General features: G+C 65.6%; 21 protein-coding genes. 8 read left to right on the top strand and 13 right to left on the bottom strand.

What is annotated here, in order from left to right; all coding sequences use genetic code 11:
- Window positions 1-62 precede the first annotated feature (62 nt).
- The 5 genes from speB to ACP16H_RS04550 all read left to right on the top strand — a co-directional run bounded on the left by speB (window position 63) and on the right by ACP16H_RS04550 (window position 4,569).
- Window positions 63-1,037 carry an agmatinase gene (gene speB, locus ACP16H_RS04570; protein ID WP_425071074.1) on the top strand — a complete coding sequence of 325 codons (975 nt, stop codon included), beginning with the start codon at window positions 63-65 and terminating at the stop codon, window positions 1,035-1,037.
- A gap of 147 nt (window positions 1,038-1,184) precedes the next feature.
- On the top strand, window positions 1,185-1,592 hold the full coding sequence (locus ACP16H_RS04565; RefSeq protein WP_425071073.1) for a DUF1499 domain-containing protein: 408 nt from the start codon (window positions 1,185-1,187) through the stop codon (window positions 1,590-1,592).
- Window positions 1,593-1,646: 54 nt separating this feature from the next.
- Complete coding sequence (gene prfA, locus ACP16H_RS04560; RefSeq protein WP_425071072.1) at window positions 1,647-2,696, top strand: peptide chain release factor 1; 1,050 nt, start codon at window positions 1,647-1,649, stop codon at window positions 2,694-2,696.
- Window positions 2,693-3,535: a peptide chain release factor N(5)-glutamine methyltransferase gene (gene prmC, locus ACP16H_RS04555; protein ID WP_425071071.1), complete on the top strand. Its 843-nt coding sequence runs from the start codon at window positions 2,693-2,695 to the stop codon at window positions 3,533-3,535. The genes prfA and prmC overlap by 4 nt, the downstream gene beginning before the upstream one ends.
- 212 nt (window positions 3,536-3,747) lie before the next feature.
- Window positions 3,748-4,569, top strand: coding sequence for a DUF4167 domain-containing protein (locus ACP16H_RS04550; RefSeq protein ID WP_425071070.1), 822 nt, complete (start codon window positions 3,748-3,750; stop codon window positions 4,567-4,569).
- Between the two features lie 57 nt (window positions 4,570-4,626).
- Here ACP16H_RS04550 and rsmA read toward each other — a convergent pair whose 3' ends face one another.
- From rsmA to lptF, 6 genes are all read right to left on the bottom strand, one after another.
- Window positions 4,627-5,466, bottom strand: coding sequence for a 16S rRNA (adenine(1518)-N(6)/adenine(1519)-N(6))-dimethyltransferase RsmA (gene rsmA, locus ACP16H_RS04545; protein WP_425071069.1), 840 nt, complete (start codon window positions 5,464-5,466; stop codon window positions 4,627-4,629).
- A gap of 166 nt (window positions 5,467-5,632) precedes the next feature.
- Window positions 5,633-6,718, bottom strand: a complete 1,086-nt coding sequence (gene pdxA, locus ACP16H_RS04540; protein ID WP_425071068.1) for a 4-hydroxythreonine-4-phosphate dehydrogenase PdxA — start codon at window positions 6,716-6,718, stop codon at window positions 5,633-5,635.
- A complete protein-coding gene (locus ACP16H_RS04535) occupies window positions 6,715-7,944 on the bottom strand; it encodes a peptidylprolyl isomerase (protein WP_425071067.1) in 1,230 nt (409 codons plus the stop codon). Before ACP16H_RS04535 ends, pdxA begins: the two co-directional genes overlap by 4 nt.
- On the bottom strand, window positions 7,935-10,145 hold the full coding sequence (locus ACP16H_RS04530; RefSeq protein ID WP_425071066.1) for an LPS-assembly protein LptD: 2,211 nt from the start codon (window positions 10,143-10,145) through the stop codon (window positions 7,935-7,937). The genes ACP16H_RS04535 and ACP16H_RS04530 overlap by 10 nt, the downstream gene beginning before the upstream one ends.
- 11 nt (window positions 10,146-10,156) lie before the next feature.
- Window positions 10,157-11,254, bottom strand: coding sequence for an LPS export ABC transporter permease LptG (gene lptG, locus ACP16H_RS04525; protein ID WP_425071065.1), 1,098 nt, complete (start codon window positions 11,252-11,254; stop codon window positions 10,157-10,159).
- A complete protein-coding gene (lptF, locus tag ACP16H_RS04520) occupies window positions 11,251-12,381 on the bottom strand; it encodes an LPS export ABC transporter permease LptF (RefSeq protein WP_425071064.1) in 1,131 nt (376 codons plus the stop codon). Before lptF ends, lptG begins: the two co-directional genes overlap by 4 nt.
- 153 nt (window positions 12,382-12,534) lie before the next feature.
- Here lptF and ACP16H_RS04515 point away from each other — a divergent pair, with 153 nt between their 5' ends.
- Window positions 12,535-14,037 (top strand): leucyl aminopeptidase, encoded by a 1,503-nt coding sequence (locus ACP16H_RS04515; RefSeq protein ID WP_425071063.1) that lies wholly within the window; start codon window positions 12,535-12,537, stop codon window positions 14,035-14,037.
- A gap of 93 nt (window positions 14,038-14,130) precedes the next feature.
- On the top strand, window positions 14,131-14,589 hold the full coding sequence (locus ACP16H_RS04510; RefSeq protein WP_425071062.1) for a DNA polymerase III subunit chi: 459 nt from the start codon (window positions 14,131-14,133) through the stop codon (window positions 14,587-14,589).
- A gap of 88 nt (window positions 14,590-14,677) precedes the next feature.
- Here ACP16H_RS04510 and ACP16H_RS04505 read toward each other — a convergent pair whose 3' ends face one another.
- From ACP16H_RS04505 to ACP16H_RS04490, 4 genes are all read right to left on the bottom strand, one after another.
- Window positions 14,678-15,259 (bottom strand): TIGR02281 family clan AA aspartic protease, encoded by a 582-nt coding sequence (locus ACP16H_RS04505; protein WP_425071061.1) that lies wholly within the window; start codon window positions 15,257-15,259, stop codon window positions 14,678-14,680.
- Window positions 15,260-15,316: 57 nt separating this feature from the next.
- Window positions 15,317-15,937: a MarC family protein gene (locus tag ACP16H_RS04500; RefSeq protein ID WP_425071060.1), complete on the bottom strand. Its 621-nt coding sequence runs from the start codon at window positions 15,935-15,937 to the stop codon at window positions 15,317-15,319.
- Between the two features lie 89 nt (window positions 15,938-16,026).
- The gene (locus ACP16H_RS04495) at window positions 16,027-16,605 is read right to left on the bottom strand and encodes a J domain-containing protein (RefSeq protein WP_425071059.1); all 579 of its coding nucleotides are present in this window, start codon (window positions 16,603-16,605) and stop codon (window positions 16,027-16,029) included.
- Between the two features lie 352 nt (window positions 16,606-16,957).
- Complete coding sequence (locus ACP16H_RS04490) at window positions 16,958-18,802, bottom strand: ABC-F family ATP-binding cassette domain-containing protein (protein WP_425071058.1); 1,845 nt, start codon at window positions 18,800-18,802, stop codon at window positions 16,958-16,960.
- Between the two features lie 213 nt (window positions 18,803-19,015).
- Here ACP16H_RS04490 and ndk point away from each other — a divergent pair, with 213 nt between their 5' ends.
- Window positions 19,016-19,438: a nucleoside-diphosphate kinase gene (gene ndk, locus ACP16H_RS04485; protein WP_425071057.1), complete on the top strand. Its 423-nt coding sequence runs from the start codon at window positions 19,016-19,018 to the stop codon at window positions 19,436-19,438.
- A gap of 191 nt (window positions 19,439-19,629) precedes the next feature.
- Here the strand turns inward: ndk and ACP16H_RS04480 are convergent, their stop codons facing one another.
- The 3 genes from ACP16H_RS04480 to ACP16H_RS04470 all read right to left on the bottom strand — a co-directional run bounded on the left by ACP16H_RS04480 (window position 19,630) and on the right by ACP16H_RS04470 (window position 22,425).
- Window positions 19,630-20,037, bottom strand: a complete 408-nt coding sequence (locus ACP16H_RS04480) for a DUF4112 domain-containing protein (RefSeq protein WP_425071056.1) — start codon at window positions 20,035-20,037, stop codon at window positions 19,630-19,632.
- An 11-nt stretch (window positions 20,038-20,048) separates the two neighbouring features.
- Window positions 20,049-20,219 carry a YqaE/Pmp3 family membrane protein gene (locus tag ACP16H_RS04475; protein ID WP_425071055.1) on the bottom strand — a complete coding sequence of 57 codons (171 nt, stop codon included), beginning with the start codon at window positions 20,217-20,219 and terminating at the stop codon, window positions 20,049-20,051.
- A gap of 79 nt (window positions 20,220-20,298) precedes the next feature.
- Entirely contained in the window at window positions 20,299-22,425 is a 2,127-nt protein-coding gene (locus ACP16H_RS04470; protein ID WP_425071054.1) for a methyl-accepting chemotaxis protein, read from the bottom strand.
- Between the last annotated feature and the right edge of the window lie 62 nt (window positions 22,426-22,487).

Genomic DNA, 22,487 nt, shown 5'->3' with positions numbered 1-22,487 from the left:
TGAAGTGGGAGTCGGGGCAATAGCCCCGACCTACGCACACTCGGGCTGAGGAGAATTGGGCGATGAGCCTGGAAGATGCCAAGAAACAGATCGACCACGCCTTTACGCGCGAGGACCTGAAGGGGCCTTCGTTCGAGAATGTCTTTGCCGGGGCGACGTCCTTTCTGCGGCGCAAGTATACCAAGGATCTGCGCGGCGTGGACGTGGCGGTGACCGGGCTGCCCTTCGATCAGGCTGTGACGAACCGGCCCGGCACGCGGCTGGGGCCGAGGGCGATCCGCGAGGCCTCGGCTTTGCAGACGATGGACAAGCCTTATGGCTGGGATTTCGACGTGCTGTCGGAATACGCCATCGCGGATTACGGTGACATGGCGTTTGACTATGCGATGCCTTCGGAGGTGCCGGGGCGGATCGAGGCGCATGTGGGTGGCATCCTCGCGCAGGGGGCGGCCTGCGTGGCACTGGGGGGCGATCATTCGGTGACGCTGGGGGCGCTGAGGGCCCATGCCAAGGTGCATGGCCCGCTGTCGGTGATCCAGTTCGATGCGCATACGGACACATGGGCAGATGACGACGCGGCGCGGGTGGATCACGGGACGTTCCTGTATACGGCGGCGAAGGAGGGGATCGTGGTGTCCGAACGCTCGGTCCAGATCGGGATTCGCACCGACAACCCGGATACGCTGGGCTTCAACATCATCGACGCGCGGGAGGTCCACGAGATCGGCGTCGAGGCGGTCGCGCAGCGGGTGCACGAGATCGTCGGGCGCGCGCCCTGCTACCTGACCTTTGACATCGATTGTCTTGATCCGGCCTATGCGCCGGGGACAGGGACGCCGGTCTGGGGGGGCATGACCTCGCATCAGGCGGCGGTTTGCCTGCGTCGGCTGGCGGGCCTCGATCTGAAGGGGGGCGATGTGGTCGAGGTGTCGCCTCCGTTCGATCACGCGGGGATCACCGCCGTCGCGGCGGCGCATGTGGCGACGGAGATCCTGTGCCTGTGGGGCGCGGGGCGGCGGGCGGAGGTGAATTCCTGAAAATGCCGTGCGCGGCGGGCTTGACGGCCGGCGTTCCGCGAGGGCATCGGCAAAGACACGCCGGATCACGGCGACGTGGGTTTCCTGTCGGCGCGGATCGGGGCAAGTGCGGGGTGTGGTCTGCTTGAGAGGAGCGAGAGCGTGCGCATGGTCTTCTATCTCATCCTTTTGATCGTCGTGGGTGGTCTGGCCTGGATCAGGCTGGCGCCCTCGGACCAGGAGGTCTGGCATGTGGACCCCAAGGTGACCTCGGATCAGGACCTGACCGGTGGCGTGCGGCGCCGTGTGCCCGCGGGGGAGGACGAGATGGCGCGGCTGAACGCGATCATCCTTGCGACGCCCCGGACGGAGGTGCTGGCCGGATCCGTGGACGAGGGATTCGCAACCTATGTGACGCGGTCGCAATGGATGGGGTTTCCCGACTACACCACGGTGAAGGAGGCGGACGGCGTGCTGGAAATCTGGGCACGGCTGCGGTTCGGCAAGTCCGACATGGGCGTGAACCGCAAGCGCGTCGATGGCTGGCTGGAGGAGCTGCGCGCCGGGGCCGAGTAGGGCGCGACGCGCGGCGGTGCTTGACCGGCGTCGCGGGTTGGGCGATGGGAAGCCATGATCCCGACTGACAGATTGCAACAGATCAAGGCGCGGCTCGAATATGTCGAGGCGCAGATGGCGGCAGGCCAGGGCGATATCGTCGCCCTTGGGCGCGAGCATTCCGAATTGTCGCCGGTGGTGCGGCAGATCGCCGAGTACGAGCGGTTGGTGGCCGATATCGCCGAGGCGCAGGCCATGCTGGCGGACCCCGAGATGCGGGCGCTGGCCGAGGAGGAACTGCCGGAGCTGAAGGCGGCCTTGCCCGCGGCGGAGCGGGCGGTGCAACTGGCGCTGTTGCCCAAGGATGCCGCTGATGCGCGGCCAGCCATGCTGGAAATCCGGCCCGGAACCGGCGGGGACGAGGCGGCGCTGTTTGCGGGCGACCTTGCGCGGATGTACCAGCGGTACGCCGAGGCACAGGGCTGGCGCTGGGAGGTGATCGAGGAACAGCTGTCCGAGCTGGGCGGGATCAAGGAACTGGTGGTGCGGATCGCGGGCGAGGGGGTCTTTGCCCGGATGAAGTTCGAATCGGGTGTGCACCGCGTGCAGCGGGTGCCGGAAACCGAGTCGGGCGGGCGCATCCATACCTCGGCGGCGACGGTGGCGGTGCTGCCCGAGGCGCAGGAGGTGGATATTGCGATCAATGCGAACGACATCCGGATCGACACCATGCGGTCCTCGGGGGCCGGGGGCCAGCACGTGAACACCACGGATTCGGCGGTGCGGATCACGCATATTCCCTCGGGGATCGTGGTGACCTCGTCCGAGAAGTCCCAGCACCGCAACCGCGAGATCGCCATGCAGGTGCTGCGCGCGCGGCTGTTCGACCTGGAGCGGTCGAAGGCCGATGCGGAACGCTCTGCGGACCGCAAGGCGCAGGTGGGCAGCGGCGACCGGTCGGAGCGGATCAGGACCTACAATTTCCCGCAGGGCCGCATGACGGATCACCGGATCGGGCTGACGCTGTACCGACTAGAGGCGATCCTTGGCGGCGATCTTGACGAAATCATCGACGCGCTGATTGCCGAGCATCAGGCGGCGCTTTTGGCGGAGATGGACGCATGAGGGCGGCGGAACTGCTGGCGCAGGCGACGAAGCGGCTGGTCGAGGCCGAAGTGCCCGATCCGGGGCGCGACGCGCGTCGCCTGATGGCGCATGTGCTGAAGGTCCCGCCCGGTCGGTTGACGTTGTTCCTGCCGGAACCGGTCGATCCCGAGTTGCAGGTGATTTACCTGACTTTGGTCGAACGCCGTGCGGACCGGGTGCCGGTGTCGCATCTTGTCGGGCGGCGGATGTTCTACGGACGCGAATTCCTTGTCACGCCCGAGGTGCTGGACCCGCGTCCCGAGACGGAGACGCTGATCGAGGTGGCGCTGACGGAGCCCTTCGGCCGGGTTCTGGACCTTGGCACCGGGTCCGGCTGCATCCTGTTGACGCTGCTGAGCGAACGTGAGGGGGCCGTGGGCTACGGTTGCGACATCAGCCCGGCGGCGCTGAACGTGGCCTATTGGAACCGCAACGCGCTGGGGCTGGAGGGCCGTGCCGAGCTGCTGGAGGGCCGCTGGTTCGAGGCGCTGAAGGGCGTGACCGAACGGTTCGACCTGATCGTGTCCAACCCGCCCTATATCGCGGTGAACGAGATGCCGTTCCTTGCGCCTGAGGTGCGCGACCACGAGCCGCGTCTGGCGCTGACGGACGAGGCGAACGGGCTGACCGCCTACCACGCGATTCTCGCGGGCTACGCCAAGTGGCTGGAACCGGGCGGTCGGCTGGTGGTGGAGATCGGCATGCGACAGGGCATGGCGGTCTGCGACCTGTTCTCGGCGGCGGGGCTGCGCGGAGTGCGGCTTATCCCCGACCTCGATGGTCGCGATCGCGTCGTTGTGGGCACGAAACCGCGCTGAAACCGCCAGATGCACGCAATTTTGCGTAGATTGCCGGGATTTTCGCTTGTGCAGGCGTGGGGCATGTGTTTATTCGACTCCAGTCGGCTGTTGAGCGGCACCCGCCGCTCCCGCTGACGACAAGCCAACATGAAGGTGACTTTGACAGACTTGGCGCATGACGCGCCGCACCGTCACCAAGCCGTAAATTACAGGCTGGAACAGAAAAACCTATGCGCTCTTCCAAATCCCGTTCGCGGAACAAGAACAACCGCAACCGCAGCAACTCGCTGGGCAACATCGTCAACCGCGTGTTCGACTCCAGTGGCCCCGAGGGCAAGGTGCGCGGTACTCCGCAACAGATCATCGACAAGTACAACCAGCTGGCGCGGGACGCGAGCCTGGCGAATGACCGCGTGAACATGGAAAATTTCCAGCAGCACGCGGAGCATTACATGCGGATGCTGTCGGAAGCGCAGAAGGAACAGGACCAGCGTCGCGAACAGCAGGAACGCGAGAACCGCGAGCGCCAGTCGCAGCGGGATCGCGATCGGTCGCGCGACGATCAGAACGATGGTCAGGGCGGCAATGGCGGTCAGCTGTCCGGTGGGCAGTCCTCGGGGGGCCAACAGGGCCAGGGCGGCAACGGCGGTCAGGGCGGTGGCAATCACCAGCAGCCCCGCCGCGAAAAGCCGCGCAACCAGGACCTGGGCGATGCGCCGCAGCCGGATATCTTCGATGTCAGCGCAGATGACGATGACAGCGGTCTGGTGGAAACCCCCGAAAGCCGTGCCGACACCATGAACCCGGCGGACCTTGCCCGCGCGGCGGAGGCCCGTGCCGAGGAAGCGGCGGCGCAGCAGGCCGAGGAGCCGTCTGCGAAGAAGCCCGCGTCGGAAAAGAAAACCGAAGACAAACCAAAGAAGCCGCGCTCACCGCGCAAACCCTCCACCTCGACCACGACGCGCAAGAAGCCCGCGAAGAAGGACGAGGCGGCAGAGGCTGCCCCAGAGGCTCCGGCTACAACTGAGCCTTCTTCGGACGCCGCGGAATAACGGCGTCACAGATTGGAAAGGCCCCGCCGATGAGCGGGGCCTTTGTGGTTTCAGGGGTTACTTTTCGAAGGTCCGGGCGAGGGCGCAGAAGGCCTCGAGCGACACCTGCTCGGCGCGCTCGGTCGGTGGGATGCCGACCGCGTTCAGCCTATCCTCGATGTCGGGGCCAAGACCCTTGAGCGAGGCGCGCAGCATCTTGCGCCGCTGGTTGAAGGCGGTGGCAACGACTCGTTCAAGGATCTTCGCCTGTGCCGGGAAGCGGGGTTCAGGCAAGGCCTTGAGGTGCACGACGGCGGAATGCACCTTGGGCGGCGGCGAAAACGCGCCCGGAGGCAGGGTCAGCGCGATGCGCGCATCGGTGCGCCACTGCGACAGGATGGCGAGGCGGCCATAGGCCTTCGATCCCGGCTGGGCGACGATGCGCTCGGCCACTTCCTTCTGGAACATCAGCGTCAGGGTCGACCAGAATGGCGGCCATTCGGCGGGTGTCAGCCAGCGCACCAGAAGCTCGGTTCCCACGTTGTAGGGCAGGTTCGCGCAGATGGCGATGGGCGGCGTCAGATGCGCCAGCGGGTCGACCTGAAGCGCGTCGCCTTCGATCACCTGCAAGCGGCCGGGATAGGCCTCGGCGATCTGAGCCAGGGCGGGCAGGCAGCGCGAATCCTTCTCGATGGCCAGCACGCGGCGCGCCCCTTCGGACAGCAATCCGCGCGTCAGTCCGCCGGGTCCCGGCCCAACCTCCAGCACATCCATGCCTGACAGGTCGCCCGCCACCCGCGCGATCCGCGCGGTCAGGTTCAGGTCCAGCAGGAAGTTCTGGCCGAGCGCCTTCTTCGCCACGAGATCGTGGCTGGCAATGACGTCGCGCAGGGGGGGAAGGTTGTCGATCTGGCTCATGGCCTCCCATCGCGCATCCCACGTCAAGGGTCAAGCGCCGCGCCCCTGCCTTCATCTTGATGAAAATACCGCGATGGGGGTTTGGGGGAAGCAGAGCTTCCCCCAATGCGCGCGCAGGCGCAGCCTGCGCGCGGGTCGCCCGGGCACAAGCCCGGGGGAAACCGGACTATCGGCGTGCCAGTTTTGCCGCCATGCGCAGCGCTGCCAGTGTCGATGACGGATTGGCCAATCCGGCCCCGGCGATGTCGAAGGCGGTGCCGTGATCCGGAGAGGTTCGGATGAAGGGCAGGCCGAGGGTAACATTCACCCCCTCGTCGAAATCCAGCGTCTTGATCGGGATCAGCGCCTGATCGTGGTACATGCAGACCGCCGCATCATAGCCCGCCCGCGCCCGTTCGTGGAACATGGTGTCGCCCGGCAGGGGGCCGGTGAGGTGCATGCCCTCGGCGCGCAGCTTGTTCAGCACCGGGAGGATGACTGTCTGTTCCTCGTGGCCCATGCGCCCGCCTTCGCCAGCGTGCGGATTGAGGCCGGAGACCGCCAGCACCGGGTTGGCGATGCCGAACTGCTGTACGAGGGCCCGGTGCGTGATGCGAATGCGGCGTTCCAGCAGCTCGGGGGTCAGGGCGGCGGGGACGTCCTGCAACGCGATATGGATGGTCACCGGCACGACGCGCAACCGGTCGGAGGCGAGCATCATCACCACCTCGTCCACGCCCGCGAGGGCGGCGAGGAATTCCGTATGACCGGGGTGGGCAAAGCCCGCCCCCTCGGCCAGCGCCTGCTTCGAGATCGGCAGGGTACACAGCGCAGAGGCGCGGCCCGTATGGACGAGGTCGACGCCGACTTCGATGGCGCGGATCACGCCCGCCGCATGGGCGGCCTGTGGCGTGCCGGGCACGCGGGGGCCGGGCATTGGCAGGGACAGGACCGGCAGGGCATGACCGCAGACCTCGACGGCCTGCGCCGGGTCGGTGATCAGGTCGTGTGGCACGCTTCCGGGCAGGTGCGACGGCTCGCCGATCCAGAAGAACGGCAGGTCCGCGCGCAGTATGTCCCAGGCGGCCTCGGCCAGTTCCGGAGCGATCCCCGCGGGCTCGCCACAGGACACGGCCACGGGCAGGGTCGGCGCCTTGTCACCGGGCGCGACTTCGTGTTCGGGCAGGGGCGTGGGATCCACCGAAACCCGCGTGGGGGTCTCGGCCTCTGCCGTCTGTACCTTGACCTCGGTGTCGGCCTGTTCGCCGGTCATTGGTCGATGATCGTGGCGTCGGAACGCAGCTGCGAGAGGTAGCCTTCGGCGAGTCCGCCGATGCGCTGGTTACGCAGGCTGTTGAAGATCTCGCCGCGATCCACGTCTTCCTCGGTGACCTGTTGCGTGCGGCCACACAGCATCAGCAGCACCAGCGTCTGTCCGTTCGCACGGGTCAGCGCGGTCGAGGTCTCGCCGGGGTCGAGCTTGGACAGTTCGTAGGCGATGTCGGTCGGGATCTCGGCCACGGGCAGGGTGCCGCGTTCAAGCACTTCGGCGGGCTGTCCCTTGGCCACGCCGTACAGGTCGTCGCAGCGGTCGAGGCGCGCGGAGATCTGCGCGGCCTTGGCGAGGTTTTCCTCGGTCCGGCCACCGGGCATGTAGTAGGCGGCGTATTCCACTGCGGCGGGCGGGGCGGCCTTGTATTCGGTTTCCTCGATGGCGCGCAGCTGGAAGAGCGCGATGGCCCCTTGCAGCGGGATCGGATCGGACACTTCGCCCGGGCGCAGGCCAAGCAGGATCGGCTGCAGCGGCGGCGGCAATTCGGTGAGGTCTTTCCACGGCAGCTTGCCCCCGGCGCCGCGCGTGGCGGTGGCCGAGAACCGGCGTGCCTGGGCCGAGAAGGCATCGACGCTATCGAGCTGGGCGATGCGGTCGGCGCGCTCGCGGATGGCCTCTTCCTGGCCCGGGGGCATCGGCATGATGAGTTCGGAGACAAGCACCCGCACGCCCGACGATCCGCCGTTGCCTGCGATGGCGCGGTCGACCTCGGCGTCGGTCACGGTCGCACCGCCGGCAAAGCGTTGCCCGGCGAGGGTCCGCCAGGACAGGCCCGCCCGGACGAAATCGCGGAAGGTCTGCTCGTCCACGCCTTCGTTGCCGAGGGCCTGAATGAACTGCTCGCGGGTCAGCGAGGCGCGGGAGGCGAATTCCTCCATCCCGTCGAGGATTTCCTGTTCGGTGGGGGTGATGCCCGCATCCTTTGCGGCCTGCAGGCGCAGGCGGTCGTCGATCAGCTGTTCGCGGGCCAGGCGGTTGACGTCGCCCGGGGCGCGCATGGCGCGGAGCATCTGCTTGCGCTGTTCCAGTTCATAGCCGGTGATGACCTCGTCGTTGACGATGATCGCGGGCGAGAAGAGCCCCTGTGCCATGGCGGGGGCGGTCAGGCCGGAACAGGCCAGAACTGCGGCCAGGGCAAGGGCGGAGAGAGAGGTTTTCAGCGGCATGTGCGGCGGTACTCCTTGTCGCTGCCGTCGACGCCGAAGCCCTTCAGTGCGACGGTCAGGTCGATGTCCGTGGACGGTTCGAGGTTGGTCGACGATGCGAAGGTGCGCGTGGCGCCAAGCCCTACCTCGATGCATTCATTGCGGTATTGCAGCCCGAGGGCCACGCGGTCAAGGCGGCGGTCCACAAGGTCGTAGCGGACCTCGGTGGTTGTCTGCCAATTCTGCGTGACCGAGTAGCGGCTGTCGAAGGTCCATTCGGAGCTGGCCTTGGTGCGCAGCTCGTCGGCGTCCTTGGTCAACAGGACATAAGATGCGCCGATGTCCATGCGGGTGTTGGACCATCCGGCGCGGCCCTCGGCCTTGGTGAAGTTGTTGGTGTCGTCCAGCAGGCCGCGCGCCGAGACGGTGATGCCCATCGGGTTGGAGAAGCGCCCGGCGATAAGCCAGTCGCTGGCGAGGCTGTCGAGGCCGGAGGAATGCGTCAGGTCCGGGTCGATGTCGTCTTGCCAGATGCGGCCAAGGGTCATGGCGGCGGTCCAGCCGGAGCGTGCCTCGTGCAGCCAGCGCATCCCGGCGGCATAGGTCATGCCGTGCTCGCGGCGGTCCGCGGCAGGGAATCGCGAGAGCGAGAGCAGGTTGGCCTCGTCGAATTCGACGCGGGTGCTTTCCTCGTTGGCGTTCAGGCCGCGCGAGCCGCCGACCCAGCCAGCTTGCAGTACGGGTTCGATCAGGGTGCGCCCACCATCGGACCCCGCGCGCTGCAGCGGCCAGCGCAGTTCGACACCGGCGCCGGGGGTCACGCGGGTGATCTGGTGCGGCACGGCGGCGTCCTGATCGGTGATGTAGTGATCGACGAAAAGATGGCCGGAGAGGCCCGCGCGCAGGCCGGGGCCAAAGGTCCAGCGGTTCTGCCAGCTGCCTTCGAGGTTCAGGCGGAAGGTGTCGCGGCCATCGACCTCGGTGTCGGCGTCGCTGCCGTCCACATCCAGCGTGGATTCGCGGTAGAGGCCCGATGCCTCGGCGGAGAGGCGGAACTCACCCGGCACGCGGGACCACAGGAAGCGGCGGTCGGTGTGGAAGGTGGCGATGGCCCCCGGCTGGGTGGCGTTGGTTTCGTAGTCGCGCAGGGTCTCGTAGCTGTCGAGACCAAAGGAGATGCGCCGGTCGCGCTGGACCCGCGCCACGGTCAAGGTGTTCACGAGGCGGTCGGCGGAGCTGATGCCGTAGTCGTTCAGATAGGCGGAGTCCGAGACCGACTGTGTGGAGAAGGACAGCGTGTAGTTGCGGGGCAGCGCGAAGCTGCCGGAGGTGAAGAGGTAGCCGCGCAAGCCGTCGTCGCGGAAGTCATCGCCCGAGAGCGCACCGACCACCTGGATATTGCCGTAGCGGAAGGCGCGGCGGTAGCGGTATTCCAGCGATTTCGAGAGGGTGGTCAGGTGCGGCGTCAGGGTCAGGTCCTGATGGTCGCCGATCGGGATGAAATAGGGGAACCGCACCCCGAAGCCCAGAAGGGTCGAGGAGGTGAAGGTCGGGACCAGAAAGCCGCGCGCGCGTTTCAGTGTCGGGTCGGGCAGACGCAGGCGTGGCAACCAGAAGACCGGCACGTCCAGAAGGCGGACCTGCGCGTCGTCGAAATAAAGCTGGCGTTCTTCCTGATCGTGGATCACGCGGGCGGCACGGATCTGCCAGAGGGGCGTTTCATTCGGGCCGCAAACCTGGCAGGAGGTGGCAGCCACGCGACTGAGCTGGGTGTAGCGACCGTCGACGCGACGGGCCTCGACGGCGGCGAGTTGCAGCTGCTCGTCGAGCACCATGCGGGCGCCCTTTATCAGCCCGTTCATCACGCCTTGATCGACCTCGGCCTGATCGGCGAGGATCAGGATGCCCTGTTCGGGATCGGTGATGCGGATCGGTCCTTCGAGCGTGAGGGTGTCCGTGCCGCGGTCATAGATGATCTTGCTGGCGGAGAGATGGTAATCGCCCTGCAGCGCCTCGACGTTGCCGGTGGCGATCAGCACGTCCTGATCCTGGACAAAGACGCTGTCAGCGACGAGCAGGGCCGGGTCTTCGGCCTGCTGGGTGGCGTCGGTGGTCTGCGCGCGCACAACGGCAGGCGTCGCCGTGCCGAGGGCGGCGGCGAGCAGGCAGGCCATGGCCCGCCGGGACACCTGCGCGGAGGTGCGGGTGAAACCGCGTTGCATCCGTCCTCTCATCAACCGTCTTCCATGTGCAGAACCAGCCCAAGTGCCAGCAGGACCGAGGCCGTGGGCGGCACCCATGCCGCGATGGCCGGGGCCAGCTGGCCATTCTCACCCATGATCTGCGCGAAACTTCGCACGTAGTACAGCCCAAAGCCAAGCATTACGGCAGAGAGGACGGCAACACCAGTGCGACCAAGCCGGGTCGGCTGCATGGTGAAGGCCGCGCCGACCAGTACCATGGCGACGAGGAACAGTGGGCGGGCCAGTTCCATGTTATACCATACGGTGTGGCGGCGGGCTGAAAAACCGGCCTCTTCCAGGCCGGAAATAAATCCGGGCAGATCCCAGATCGCCACCGCCGAGGGGCGGCCAAAGCGGTCACGGATGCTTTCCCGCGTCAGGCTGGAGGGCAGGTCATAGGTGGCGTGCTCCTTTGCCCCGAGTTCGGGATTGAGACCGGCGTTCAGCGGCCATGCTTTTGCCTGGGTCAAGTGCCATGCGCCGTCGCTCAGCTCGGCGCGGTCGGCCTGAAGGCGCAGGATCGGCCCGCCGTCGTCGGGCGCGTAGTTGACGATGGACACATCGTAAAGCTCGGTTGCCTCGGGGTTCGCACGCGAGGCACGGATCACGGATTGGCCGTTTTCGCTGCCCTGCCGCAGCCACAGGCCTTCTGGGCCCACGGAGAGCGCCGAGGTGTTGCCGGAGACAAAGCTTTCGCGGAGATCGGAGTAGCGTTTGGACGTGGCGGCGACGATGGGGTTCATGACCGCGACAATCAGCAGGCCGATCAGAAAGGCCACCGTGACCGGGGCCATGAGCGTGGCCAGACCGGACCGGCCCGCAGCGCGTGAGGCCACCAGTTCGGAGGTGCGCGCCAGACCGATGAACAGGGCAACGGTGGCGAGGATCATCACCAGCGGCAGGACTTCGTACAGGCCCTCGGGCATTTTCAGCCCGACCAGCAGGACAACCTGTCCGAAGGTCACGGCATCCTTGAGGACGCGCATCTCGTCGATGAGGTCGAGCAGCCCCTGAAACAGGCCGAACACCGCAAGGATGCCGAGGAAGACCCAGAGAAACCGGCGGGCAAAGTAAAAGTGCAGCTTCATGCCGTCGCCCCTGCCGCAATGCCCCGGCGCGGACGGAAGGGCCGCGCGGCCCACCACAGCAGCACCGCCGAGAAGACCGCTCCGACCAGAGTGGGCGTGTAGATCAACGGCCAGAGCGCGGCGTTTGCGATCACGAGGGGGGTGACCGCGCCCTCGACGACCTTGACGAGGATCAGGAGGAAGATCGCGAACACGATCTGCCTTGTAACACCGAAGCGCGAAAAGCCACCCACCATCAGCGCGCCGTAGCCGATCAGCGCCGCGACGATACACAGCAGCGGCCCCTGAAGGCGCATGTGGGCGCGTTCAGCGATCTCGCCCAGCGAGTCGTTGTTCTCGGCAGACACCAGTTCGGGCGTCAAAAGCAGTTCCAGCGTGGGGATGGCATCGGTCTTGCGGTTGCGCGCCTCGCCCGTGGCGATCAGTCCGGATAGATCATAGGTGAAGTCCGTGAAGGTCGTCGTGGACAGTCGGTTGCGCATGAGTTCCATCGTTTGTGCCAGCCCGTCGAGCATGACCATCTTCGGACCATCCGTGTCGCGAATGAGATAGGCCTGCCCGGCCGTGTAGGTGACTTCGCGCGTGGGATTGCGCCGGTCCGACAGCAGAACGTCGCGGAGCTCGCCGGATGGGGTGATGTCGCGGATGTAGAAGGTGATCCCGCGGGAGGGATGTAGGAAGGTGCCTTCGCGCAGGAGGGCGGCGGTGATCGAACCGGTCAGCTCCTGTTCGCGGTCGCGCAGTTTCTGCAGCGATTGCGGCACCGGGTAGTTGGTCAGGAACAGCATCATCGCGGCGATGAGCAGGCCGAAGACGAGGTAGGGGCGCGCAAGCCGCCAGGGGGAATAGCCGGTCGCCTTGACCACGGTCAACTCGGAATCCCCGGACATGCGGTTGGTGATGTAGACGGCACTGGCAAAGGTCGCCAGCGGCAGCACGAGGGCGATCACTGCGGGCAGGGACAGCGCGGTGAACTCCAGCACGACCAGCGCGGAATGCCCGTCCGAGATCAGCCGGTCAAACAGCACCACGGCGCGGTTGACCCAGTAGACGGACACAAGCACCAGAGCGAAGAAGCCGAACACCACCATGAGTTGCGACAGGACATATCTGTCGAATCTCTGCACGCCTGTCGTCTCCCCCGGGTCTGTTGATTGGCGGTACTTTACGGGATGTGGTCCGGGGGGGAAAGGTGGCTCTGGTCAAGCGCCGCGCGCCCGGCTAGGTCTTTGGGCAAGGAAACGCTTACCGAAATACGGGCTGATAACGGGAGACCCTCAATGACCGACCTGCGCGAGATCACCTTTGCCGAGACCGACCTGAATGCCTTGGCGGAGGCCGAGGGCAAGGTCGCGGTGCTCGTGCCGGCCGAGGGCACCATGGGGCCGGGCGCGCGGCGGCTGAACAAGCTGACCAAGGGCGCGGTGGCACGGGCCCTGGGGTCGGACGCCTGGGAGAAGCTGGGCGCAGGAGACGTCATGGGGCTGGGCTACCCGGTGGGCATGGCGGCGGATGGCGTCGTTCTGGTAAAGCTGCCGCGCCGCCCGACGGTGGCCGAGGCGCGCAAGGCGGGTGGTGCGCTGGCGCGGGCCGCCGGCAAGGGGGCGCTGACGGTGCTGGTCGAGGGCACGCGGCGTGCTGGGCAGCTGGCTCTGGGCCTCGCGCTGCGCGGCTACGCCTTTACCGTGCGCAAGGCCGATCCGGGTGAGGGGCTGAAAGCGGCGGTGCTGATGGTGAAGGACCCCGCCGAGGCCGAGGGTGCACTTGCCAAGGCACGCGCCGTCGCAGAGGGCGTGTTCTTTACCCGCGACCTCGTGTCGGAACCTGCCAATGTACTTGGAACCGTCGAATTCGCCACCCGTCTGGAGGCGCTGCGCGATCTGGGCGTCGAAGTTGAGGTGCTCGAAGAGGCGGACCTCGAAAAGCTGGGCATGCGCGCGTTGCTGGCGGTCGGGCAGGGATCGGCCATGCCGTCCAAGGTTGTCACGATGCGCTGGAAGGGGGCCGAGGGCGCGCCGCTGGCGCTGGTGGGCAAGGGCGTGGTGTTCGACACGGGCGGCATCTCGCTGAAGCCTGCGGCGGGCATGGAAGACATGACCATGGACATGGGCGGCGCGGGCGTCGTGGCAGGCGTGATGAAGACGCTGGCGCTGCGCAAGGCCAAGGCCAACGTGGTGGGCCTCGTCGGGCTGGTGGAGAACATGCCCTCGCACATGGCGCAGCGTCCGGGCGATATCGTCGTGTCGATGAAGGGCGATACCATCGAGGTGCTGAACACCGACGCCGAGGGCCGGCTGGTTCTGGCTGATGTCCTCTGGCACACGCAGGAGACCGAGAAGCCCTGCGCCATCGTCGATCTGGCGACGCTGACCGGAGCCTGCATCGTGGCGCTGGGCTACGAGAACGCGGCGGTCTATGGCACCGATGACAAGTTCACCAACGACTTCCTGCGCGCGGCCGAGGCCGAGGGCGAAGGCGCATGGCGGATGCCGCTGGGCAAGGCCTATGACGACATGATCAAGGGCACGAAGGGCGACATCAAGAACACCGGTGGCCGCCCGGCCGGGTCGATCACCGCCGCGCAGTTCCTCAAGCGCTTCGTGAAGGACGACATGCCGTGGATCCACCTCGACATCGCCGGGGTGGCGCAGGTGACGAAGGACACCGAACTGGCGCCCAAGGGGGCGACCGGCTGGGGCGTCATGGCGCTGGACCGGCTGGTGCGCGACCGCTTCGAGGAAAAGCCGGTGGCCGAGGCAAAGGCGGACGAGGGCGCGGCGTAACCTGTGCTTCTTCTTGGGTCAAATATCTCCGGGGGGAGGCCGCAGGCCGGGGGGCAGCGCCCCCCTTCGTCGGCTTGTGCACGGGGCTGAGCCATGGGGAATGCGCTGTTCTACCACCTGACGCGGCAGCCGCTGGAGGTCACGCTGGGCATGTTGCTGGACAGATCGCTGCAGCGCGACTGGCGTGTCGTGGTGCGCGGGACGGACATGGGGCGTCTGGAATGGTTGGACCAGAAGCTGTGGCTGGGACCGGAAGAGGGTTTCCTGCCGCACGGCCTGTCCGGCGGAAGGCATGATGCCGCGCAGCCGGTGTTGTTGACGGGGGGCGGGGAGCTTCCCAATGATCCGTCTTGCATCATGGCGCTGGACGGAGCCGAGGTGGCGCCTGACGAGGTCAATCGGCTGGAACGGGTCTGCATCCTGTTCGACGGGCATGACGGCGAGGCGGTCCAGCGCGCCCGGGTGCAGTGGAAAGCCCTGACCGGCGCAGGCTGCAAGGCGCAGTACTGGTCCGAGGAGTCTGGGCGCTGGGAGATGAAGGCCGAGGCCTGAAGCGTCGGGCCTCGAAGCGTTTGGCCTTGAAGCGTTTGGCCGATCCGGGCGGGGGACGATTTTTCACGAAAAATCGGGATCGCGCGCTTCAGCGTTCGAGGAACATCTTGCCGCGCGAGATTTCCAGACGGTCGAAGCGGTCGAGGTAGTCCATGCCCAGCAGCGAGGTGAACATCTCGCCGTCGTTGACATAGGCCTTCACCCGGCGGTCGAGGAAAGGACCGATGCTGACGGTATCAAGTGTCACCGGCGCGGTACGCACCTCGCCATTCGCCGTATGGGCCACGTCGTAGAAGGCCAGCCGATCGGGATCCAGCCCGGCTTCTTCCGCCGCGTTCCGGGTGAGAACCATCCCGGTGGCTCCGGTGTCGACCACGAAGCGGATCGGCTGCCCGTTGATTTCCAGTGTGAGGTAGTAGTGGCCGTCGAGGCCGCGGGGGATCTCGATCCTGCCGTCATCGACCACCAGCGCCTGCCGTTCTTCCAGACCGCCCTTGATGTCCTGCCACAGTCCGCCTGCGGCCAAGGCGCCGGTGAACAAAAGCGCCCAGCCCATGAGGCTTTGCATCCCGCGACCGGGGGCGCTGCGGTAGGTCAGCCAGAACCATGTCAGCACGGCCAGACCGAGCAGACCAAGAAAGAAGACGTGGCCGAACTGGTCTTCGGTCATGAGGAACCCTCGCCTGATGTACCGTCAATGTAGGTGCGCGGGTGCGTTCTGCAAAGGTCAGGTTGCGCCGATGCCGAAGGCACGCAGGCCGTCCAGAACGAACTGCACGGACAGTGCGGCCAGCAGCATCCCCAGCAGGCGGGTCGTCACCGTGATGCCGGTCTGCCCAAGCGCGCGTTCGATCACCCCGGCAGCGAGGAACAACAGAAAGGCCAGCGCCAGCACCAGAGCCATGACGCCAAGAATCGCGGCCATGCCGAGGGCGCCGTCGGTTTCTCCGGCCAGAAGGATCATCGTGGCGATGGCACCGGGGCCGGCGATCAACGGGATGGCCAGCGGAAAGACGGAGGGGTCGGGCGGGTGGTCGGCCTCTGCCTGATCCTCGCGCCGTTTGGTACGGCGTTCGAACAGCATGTCGAGCGCGGTGATGAACAGCAGGATGCCGCCCGCGATGCGGAAGGCGGGCATGGTGATGCCGATGAAGCCCAGCACCGCTTCGCCGAAGAAGGCAAAGAGCGTCAGGAGGATGAGCGCGATCACCGTCGCGCGGATGGCGATGGCGCGGCGTTGGGGCGCCGGGGTGCCTTGGGTCAGGGCGATGAAGATCGGTGTGAGGCCGATGGGATCGACCACAACGAAAAGTGTCGCGAAGGCGGAGATGAGGAACGTCGTGTCCATGTCTCAGGGGTAGGGGAGAGCGGGCGCGGCGTAAAGGCTTGTCTTGGGTCTGCCAGTGTCAGTGGACCGGATCAGGCAGGTGGGCCGGATCATGCGGCGCGGGCGAAGCCGTAGCCTTGCTGCGCGTCGAGGGCCGCACGGGCGTTGGCAAAGGCGCGGTTCGCGGTGGCGAGTGCGGCACGCTGTTTGGCAGACAGCGGGTTGGCTTTGCGGGCGGCGATTTCGGCGGCGCGGCGGGCCGCTTCGGCAGCGGCTGCACGGGCTTTCGCAACAGCGCGGGCGTCGGCCTCTGCCTTGCGACGGGCGGATTCTGCGTCGGCGCGGGCTTTGGCCTTCGCTTCTGCCTGCGCCTGTGCATGGGCCCGTGCATGCGCCTGTGCATGGGCCGCTGCGCGTGCTGCTTCGGCCTGCGCGGCAGCGGCGGAAAAGTCGGGAGCCGCGGGGCGCGCGCCGTGGAAGGGGACGTGGTTCTTCAGTTTGTCGTAGGCGTCATTCAGTTCGACCAGCTTTGCGGTCAGTCGCGCGGCGTCGGCGGGGCAGCGATCGGGGTGGTTGGCCTTCACCAGACGCTTCCACGCCGCGCGGATCGTGGCCGCGTCATCGGCAACGGAAACGCCGAGGATCTCGAACGGGGTCTGCTTTGCGGTCCGGGCGGCGGTGCGGGTCATCGGGGGCGTCCTCTGGTTCATGCTGGACGTCCGGCTGCCCCCGCGGCCCGACGCCTTGTTGAAATGAGGCATAAATCGGGCAGACGAGTCGAAGAAGTCTAAAATTGGCCACAAAGTTAACGCGATTGCGCCGGGTTTCGACGCGGGCCATTCGGGCGTGATTTTTCTAGGACGTTGTTTTTGTGGGGTTTGTCTGAGGTTTCTGCCGTTCCGGCGCTTTTGAATGAGGCGCAAATGTGGCGGGTCTTGGATTGTGAAATGTGGCAATCCGGTGGCGGTCAGACCTTCGCGCAAAGAAAAACGCCGCCTGCGGGGCAGGCGGCGTGACGTCAGGTGCGATTTTGGGGCAGCGTCAAGCTTGAGCGGCGTCGAGCTTTTCCTGTGCCGTCATCCAGAGTTCTTCGGCACGGGCGAGGCCTTCCATGACTTCGGCATATTTCTTGTTCCAGACCGCGAGGTCGCCCTTGCGGTCGTCCTCGTAGAGGGCGCGGTCGGCCAGCTTCTCCGCCAGCTTCTCGCGCATCTCTTCGAGCTTGGTCACCCGGTCCTCGCATTTGCGCACGTCGGCGCGCAATTCGAGGAGTTCGTCGCGGGAGGCGCGCTTTGGCTTCTCCTTGGGTTTCTCGGGTTTGGCGGGCGTGTCCTTTGCGATGAGGAAGGCGCGGTAGGCGTCGAGGTCTTCGTCGTAGGGTTTCACGGTTCCGCCGGAGACCAGCCAGAGACGGTCGGCCACGATGGACAGAAGGTGCATGTCGTGGCTGACGAGGATCACCGCGCCGTTGTAGGCGGTGAGTGCCTCCATCAGTGCCTCGCGGGATTCGATGTCGAGGTGGTTGGTCGGTTCGTCGAGGATCAGCAGGTGTGGCGCATCAAGCGTCGCGAGCAGCAGCGAGAGGCGGGCCTTCTGGCCACCGGACAGGCGCCCGACCTCGGTCTCGGCCTGCGCGGCATGCAGACCGAAGCCCGCCAGCTTGGCCCGCAATTGTGCGGGCTGGGTGCCGGGGCGTTCCCGCTGAAGGTGCTGAAGCGGCGTTTCGTCGAGATGGAGTTCGTCCACCTGATGCTGGGCGAAGTAGCCGATGCGCAGTTTCGATGAGCGGCCCATGCGACCCTCGATCAGGGGCAGGCGGTCGGCGAGCAGCTTCGACAGGGTGGATTTGCCCTGACCGTTCTTGCCGAGCAGCGCGATGCGGTCGTCCTGGTCGATCCGCAGATTGAGTTTGCGCAGGACGATGGTGTCGCCGTAGCCCGTGGCCCCGTCCTCGATATTGATGATGGGAGGCGACAGTTCGTCGGGCTGCGGGAAGGTGAAGACACGCTTGGCCGCTTCTTCGGGCGGCGTCACCATGTCCATGCGTTCGATCATCTTCAGGCGGGCCTGCGCCTGTTTGGCCTTGGTGGCCTTGGCGCGGAAGCGGTCGACGAAGGATTGCAGGTGGGCGCGGCGGTCCTGCTGTTTCTTGGCAGTGGCGGCCAGCTGGGCGCGTTTCTCGGCCCGCAGCTTGACGAAGCCGTCGTAGGGCGTGCCGTAGTACGTCAGCTTGCGGTCCTCGAGGTGCAGGATCGAGGTGACGGCGCGGTTCAGCAGCCCGCGGTCGTGGGAGATGACGATGACCGTGTGCGGGTATTTCGCCAGGTAGGATTCGAGCCAGAGCGCGCCTTCGAGGTCGAGGTAGTTGGTCGGTTCGTCGAGCAGCAGCAGGTCGGGCTGGGCAAAGAGCACGCCCGCGAGGGCCACGCGCATGCGCCAGCCGCCGGAATAGGCGGAGCAGGGGTTGCCATGTTCCTCGGGGTCGAAGCCAAGGCCACGCAGGATCTGGCTGGCACGCGCTTCGGCGGACCAGGCGTCGATGTCGGCGAGGCGGGTCTGGACCTCGGCCATCCGGTGACCTTCGGCGGTTTCGGCCTCGCGCATCAGGGCGGCACGCTCGGTGTCGGCCTCGAGAACGGTGTCGAGGATGGAGGTTTCGGAGGCCGGGACTTCCTGGCTGACGCCGCCGATGCGGGCGCGGGAGGGCAGGTCTATGGCACCGCCGTCGAGGGTCAGTTCGCCCTTGATGATGCGGAACAGCGTGGTCTTGCCCGCGCCGTTGGGACCGACGAGGCCAACCTTGTGACCTTCGGGGATGGTGGCGGAGGCTTCCTCGAAGAGGGGGCGGCCGTCGATGGAGAAGTTTATGGATTGAATGCGCAGCATGCGGGCGCTGTAGCAGAGGGTTTGACCGTGCGAAAGGTGGGTTGGTGGGCGGCACTGTTTGCCTGACGGCAAAGGCGCCCGCCCGCCAACCCGTGCGGCGCGCCAGTTTACCTTAGGTTTCGTCGTGTGGGGTTTTCAAGTCGGATGGCCCGTGGTACGCGCCTGCGCAGAATTCGGCCGGGTCTTCCGGCCCATCAGCAATGGAGAGAGCCAATGGCCCTGGAACGCACCTTCTCGATCATCAAGCCCGATGCCACCCGTCGCAACCTGACCGGCAAGATCAACGCCAAGTTCGAGGAAGCCGGCCTGCGCATCATCGCGCAGAAGCGGATCCACCTGACCAAGGCGCAGGCGGGCGAGTTCTACAAGGTGCACGCCGAGCGTCCCTTCTACGACGAACTGTGCGAGTTCATGGCGTCCGCGCCGATCGTGTGCCAGGTCCTGGAAGGTGAAGGCGCGATTGCAAAGAACCGCGAAGTGATGGGCGCGACCAACCCGGCCGACGCGGCACCGGGCACCATCCGCGCTGAGTTCGCCGAATCGGTTGGCGAGAACTCCGTGCACGGCTCTGACGCGCCGGAAACCGCGAAGGAAGAGATCGCTTACTTCTTCTCCGGCCTCGAGCTGGTCGGCTGACAGTTTTCAGGATGCCGGTTTGAAAATGGTCTGCCCAAGGGCGGAGTCATTCAAGGGTGTCAAAGTTTGAAGAAGCGGGCGACGGATAGACCGTCGCCCGCTTTTGTTTAATATGCCGATTTCCCGTGGCGCATGCGTTGATTTGCGTGACCCGGAGACCCCTTGGTTGCCGTCGGATGGACTTCGGGCTGTTATGGCGTGGCAGTCGCAGGACGCCCGGTCAGCGTCGGAGAGCGGGAAGTTGCCGTTCCGTGCGCCCGCTCCACATGCTGACGTAGCAGCGCTGCGTTCTTCAGGTTCGCCTTCCAGCCGACATCGAAGATGTCGCCGACGAGCGGGATCAAGCCAATGAGCCAGTCAACCCCGAGGTTCGCGGCCATCCGTCCCAAGAGGTGCGGTGGCGCACCGCTATCGTGGGCGAGCTTCAGAATATAGGCCGACGGCGCCAGAGCGAGGGTATCGCCGATGCCCGGGACGAGACCGAGAATGCTGTCATAGCCTACGCGGATGCCCGTACCGGGAATGCGCAGAGCGGCGTCCATGCGTCGCGCGATGCTTTCGGCGCGTTCAATGTTGCGAAGGTGCTGCGGAGGGATCATGTCAGCCTCGCTCAGGCCGTCGCGGGGCGGCGGGTAATGATCCAGATCGCGTGGACCACACCGGGCAGCCAGCCCAGAAGGGTGAGGAGGATGTTGATCCAGAAATGTTTGCCCAAACCCACTTCGAGGAGGACGCCGAGCGGCGGTACGAAAAGGCTGAGCAGGATGCGGACGATGTCCATCAGGAGTCTCCCTTCATTGTAACGTTGAAGGGAGAACGCGTGACGCTGCGTGAGGTTCCCGCCCCCTTGCGACAGGGGCTCAGGCGGCCCGTACTTTGGTTGCGGCCCTTTCCGTGGTGCGGGCGCCGTCCTCGAGGGTAAAGTCGGCGATCAAATCGGCCAATTGGCGGGCGGTTTTCGTGATTTCGGAGGATGTTGCACGACCGTTGCGGACCATCGTGGTGTTGGCTGCGTTCAGGTCCTGCAAGACCTTCATGGCGTGGTCGATGTCCGAAAGATGCTCGGCATGGCCTCGGGCGGATGCGGCGATGTCCGAAAGGGTCGCGTCCATGGATTGAATGCTGGCGACCATGCTTTGCAGCGATTGTCCGGCAGAATTCACCAGTTGCACGCCGGTTTTCACTTCGTTGTGGCTTTCGGAAATGAGTTTTTTGATGTCTGTGGCCGACTTTGAGGAACGGCCAGCGAGGTCGCGCACTTCTTCAGCGACGACCGCGAAGCCGCGACCGGATTCTCCGGCACGGGCGGCTTCGACGCGGGCATTGAGCGCCAGCAGATTGGTCTGGAAGGCGAGTTCCTCGATGACGGTGACGATCTTGCCGATCTGGTCGGAGCGCGAACTGATCTGATCCATGGCGCGGATGGCGGTGGTCACGGTCTCATCCGACTCCGCCGCTGTGGCGGAAGCCGTGCGGGCTTCGGACTGGGCATCGTCGATTTTTTCCAGGTCGGCATGCGTGGCGTCTGCGACGCGCTTTACGCCGGAGGCGCTGGAGGCCACGGTCTCGCCCTGCTGCAATGTGCGGGAGGCCAGATTTTCCGTGTCACTTTCCATGAGGCTGGCGCGTTCGGTGATCTCGGCGACAGAACTGGCGAGGGAAGAAATGACATCGTGCAGGCGGTTGGTTGCCGTGTTGAAATTCTGGCGGATGTGATCGTATTTCGGATCGAGTGGTGTGTCGAAGCGCCGGGTCAGGTTCGCATCTGCCAGTGCTTTCAGGCCGTCGGTCATCATGTCGACCACCTGCTGATGGGTGGCGTTCAGACGCGCCTCGTCCGCGGCCTTGGCCTGAGCCTGAGCCTCACGTTGGTCACGCATGGCGTCCTTGAACTGAGCAAGCACGTTGGCCATGCGGCCCAGTTCCGATTTGGGAGACACTTGCGGGACTTCGGGTTCGAAATTGCCGTTCTTGTATTCGTCCATCAGTTGAATGAGACCGGCGACGCGCCGGATCATGCGTTCGAAAATGACGACGGAGAAAAGGGTCGCCATGGCCACGATGGCCGCGATGGTCCCTATGGTTTTTTGGATCAAGCTCTCCGCTGCTGCGCGTTCATCACGTGCGTAATCGGAGATTTCGGCGGCAAGCGCTACTTCCTGATTGCGCAGCAAGTCGATCCAGGCCGTGGATGTTGCGAACCACTCCGGCGCGGTGAAGCCGAAATCCTGCGGCTTGTAGCCATAGGCGATCAGCGTTTCACGTTTCGCATCGAGCGCGAGTGCCTCGGGGGAAGTCGTCAGAGCCTCGTAAAATGCGGGGCGATCCAGCGCCATGGCTGCGATCTGCAGACTGCTTTTCTGGCGACTCACGAGGCTGACATAGCGTTCGTGGAGCGCTTGCCCGAAGCGTCCCGTGCCGATGACCGACGCTCCGACTGCTCTTTCTAGACCGGCCGATTCCTTTGCGATGGACACGAGGGAGCGCGCTTCGATCATGAAGCTCAGTTTTGCGTCCGTGGTGCCATGGGTGATCTGGTTGGAGGCAAACATCAGGTCGTCGATAAGTTTGGTATAGAATGCCGCGACATTGGGAAGCGTGACCTGCATGCCCGCCGCGTTGGTGCGCCATTCTTCCAGCGCGGCGATTGCCGATCCAATTTCTTCCACCGGAATACCGTCGCCGTGATCGGCAATGCTGTTTTTTTCAACGAAGGTGGCGAGGACGGTATCGGTAGCGCGTTGCTGCTGTGGCAGGATGTCACGGAAGTTGTTGCCTCCTGAAGAGACGAAACCCGCCGTATAGCCACGCTCCTTTTGTAGTTCGTGCACCAGGTCGCTGATCAACTCCGCCTCGCGGAGACTGTGAATCTCTTCGTTGAGAACGGCGATGCGACCGTTCATTTCCTTCAGGTCTTCCCAAGTAAAGAAACCGATCACCCCGAGCAAAGGCACGAGGATCAGGAGCATGGTCTGGCGCAGGGTCATTTGTCCATCCTTTCCCGGAATTGGTCGGGAAAATGGGCGCAGGTGTTTAACGTTTCGCTGAA

Origin of the sequence: Sagittula sp. S175 (assembly GCF_049800975.1) — a bacterium.
In the GTDB taxonomy this organism is placed as follows: domain Bacteria; phylum Pseudomonadota; class Alphaproteobacteria; order Rhodobacterales; family Rhodobacteraceae; genus Sagittula.
Note: the sequence above shows the minus strand (reverse complement) of the source record. Positions and strands in the feature narration are given on the sequence as shown.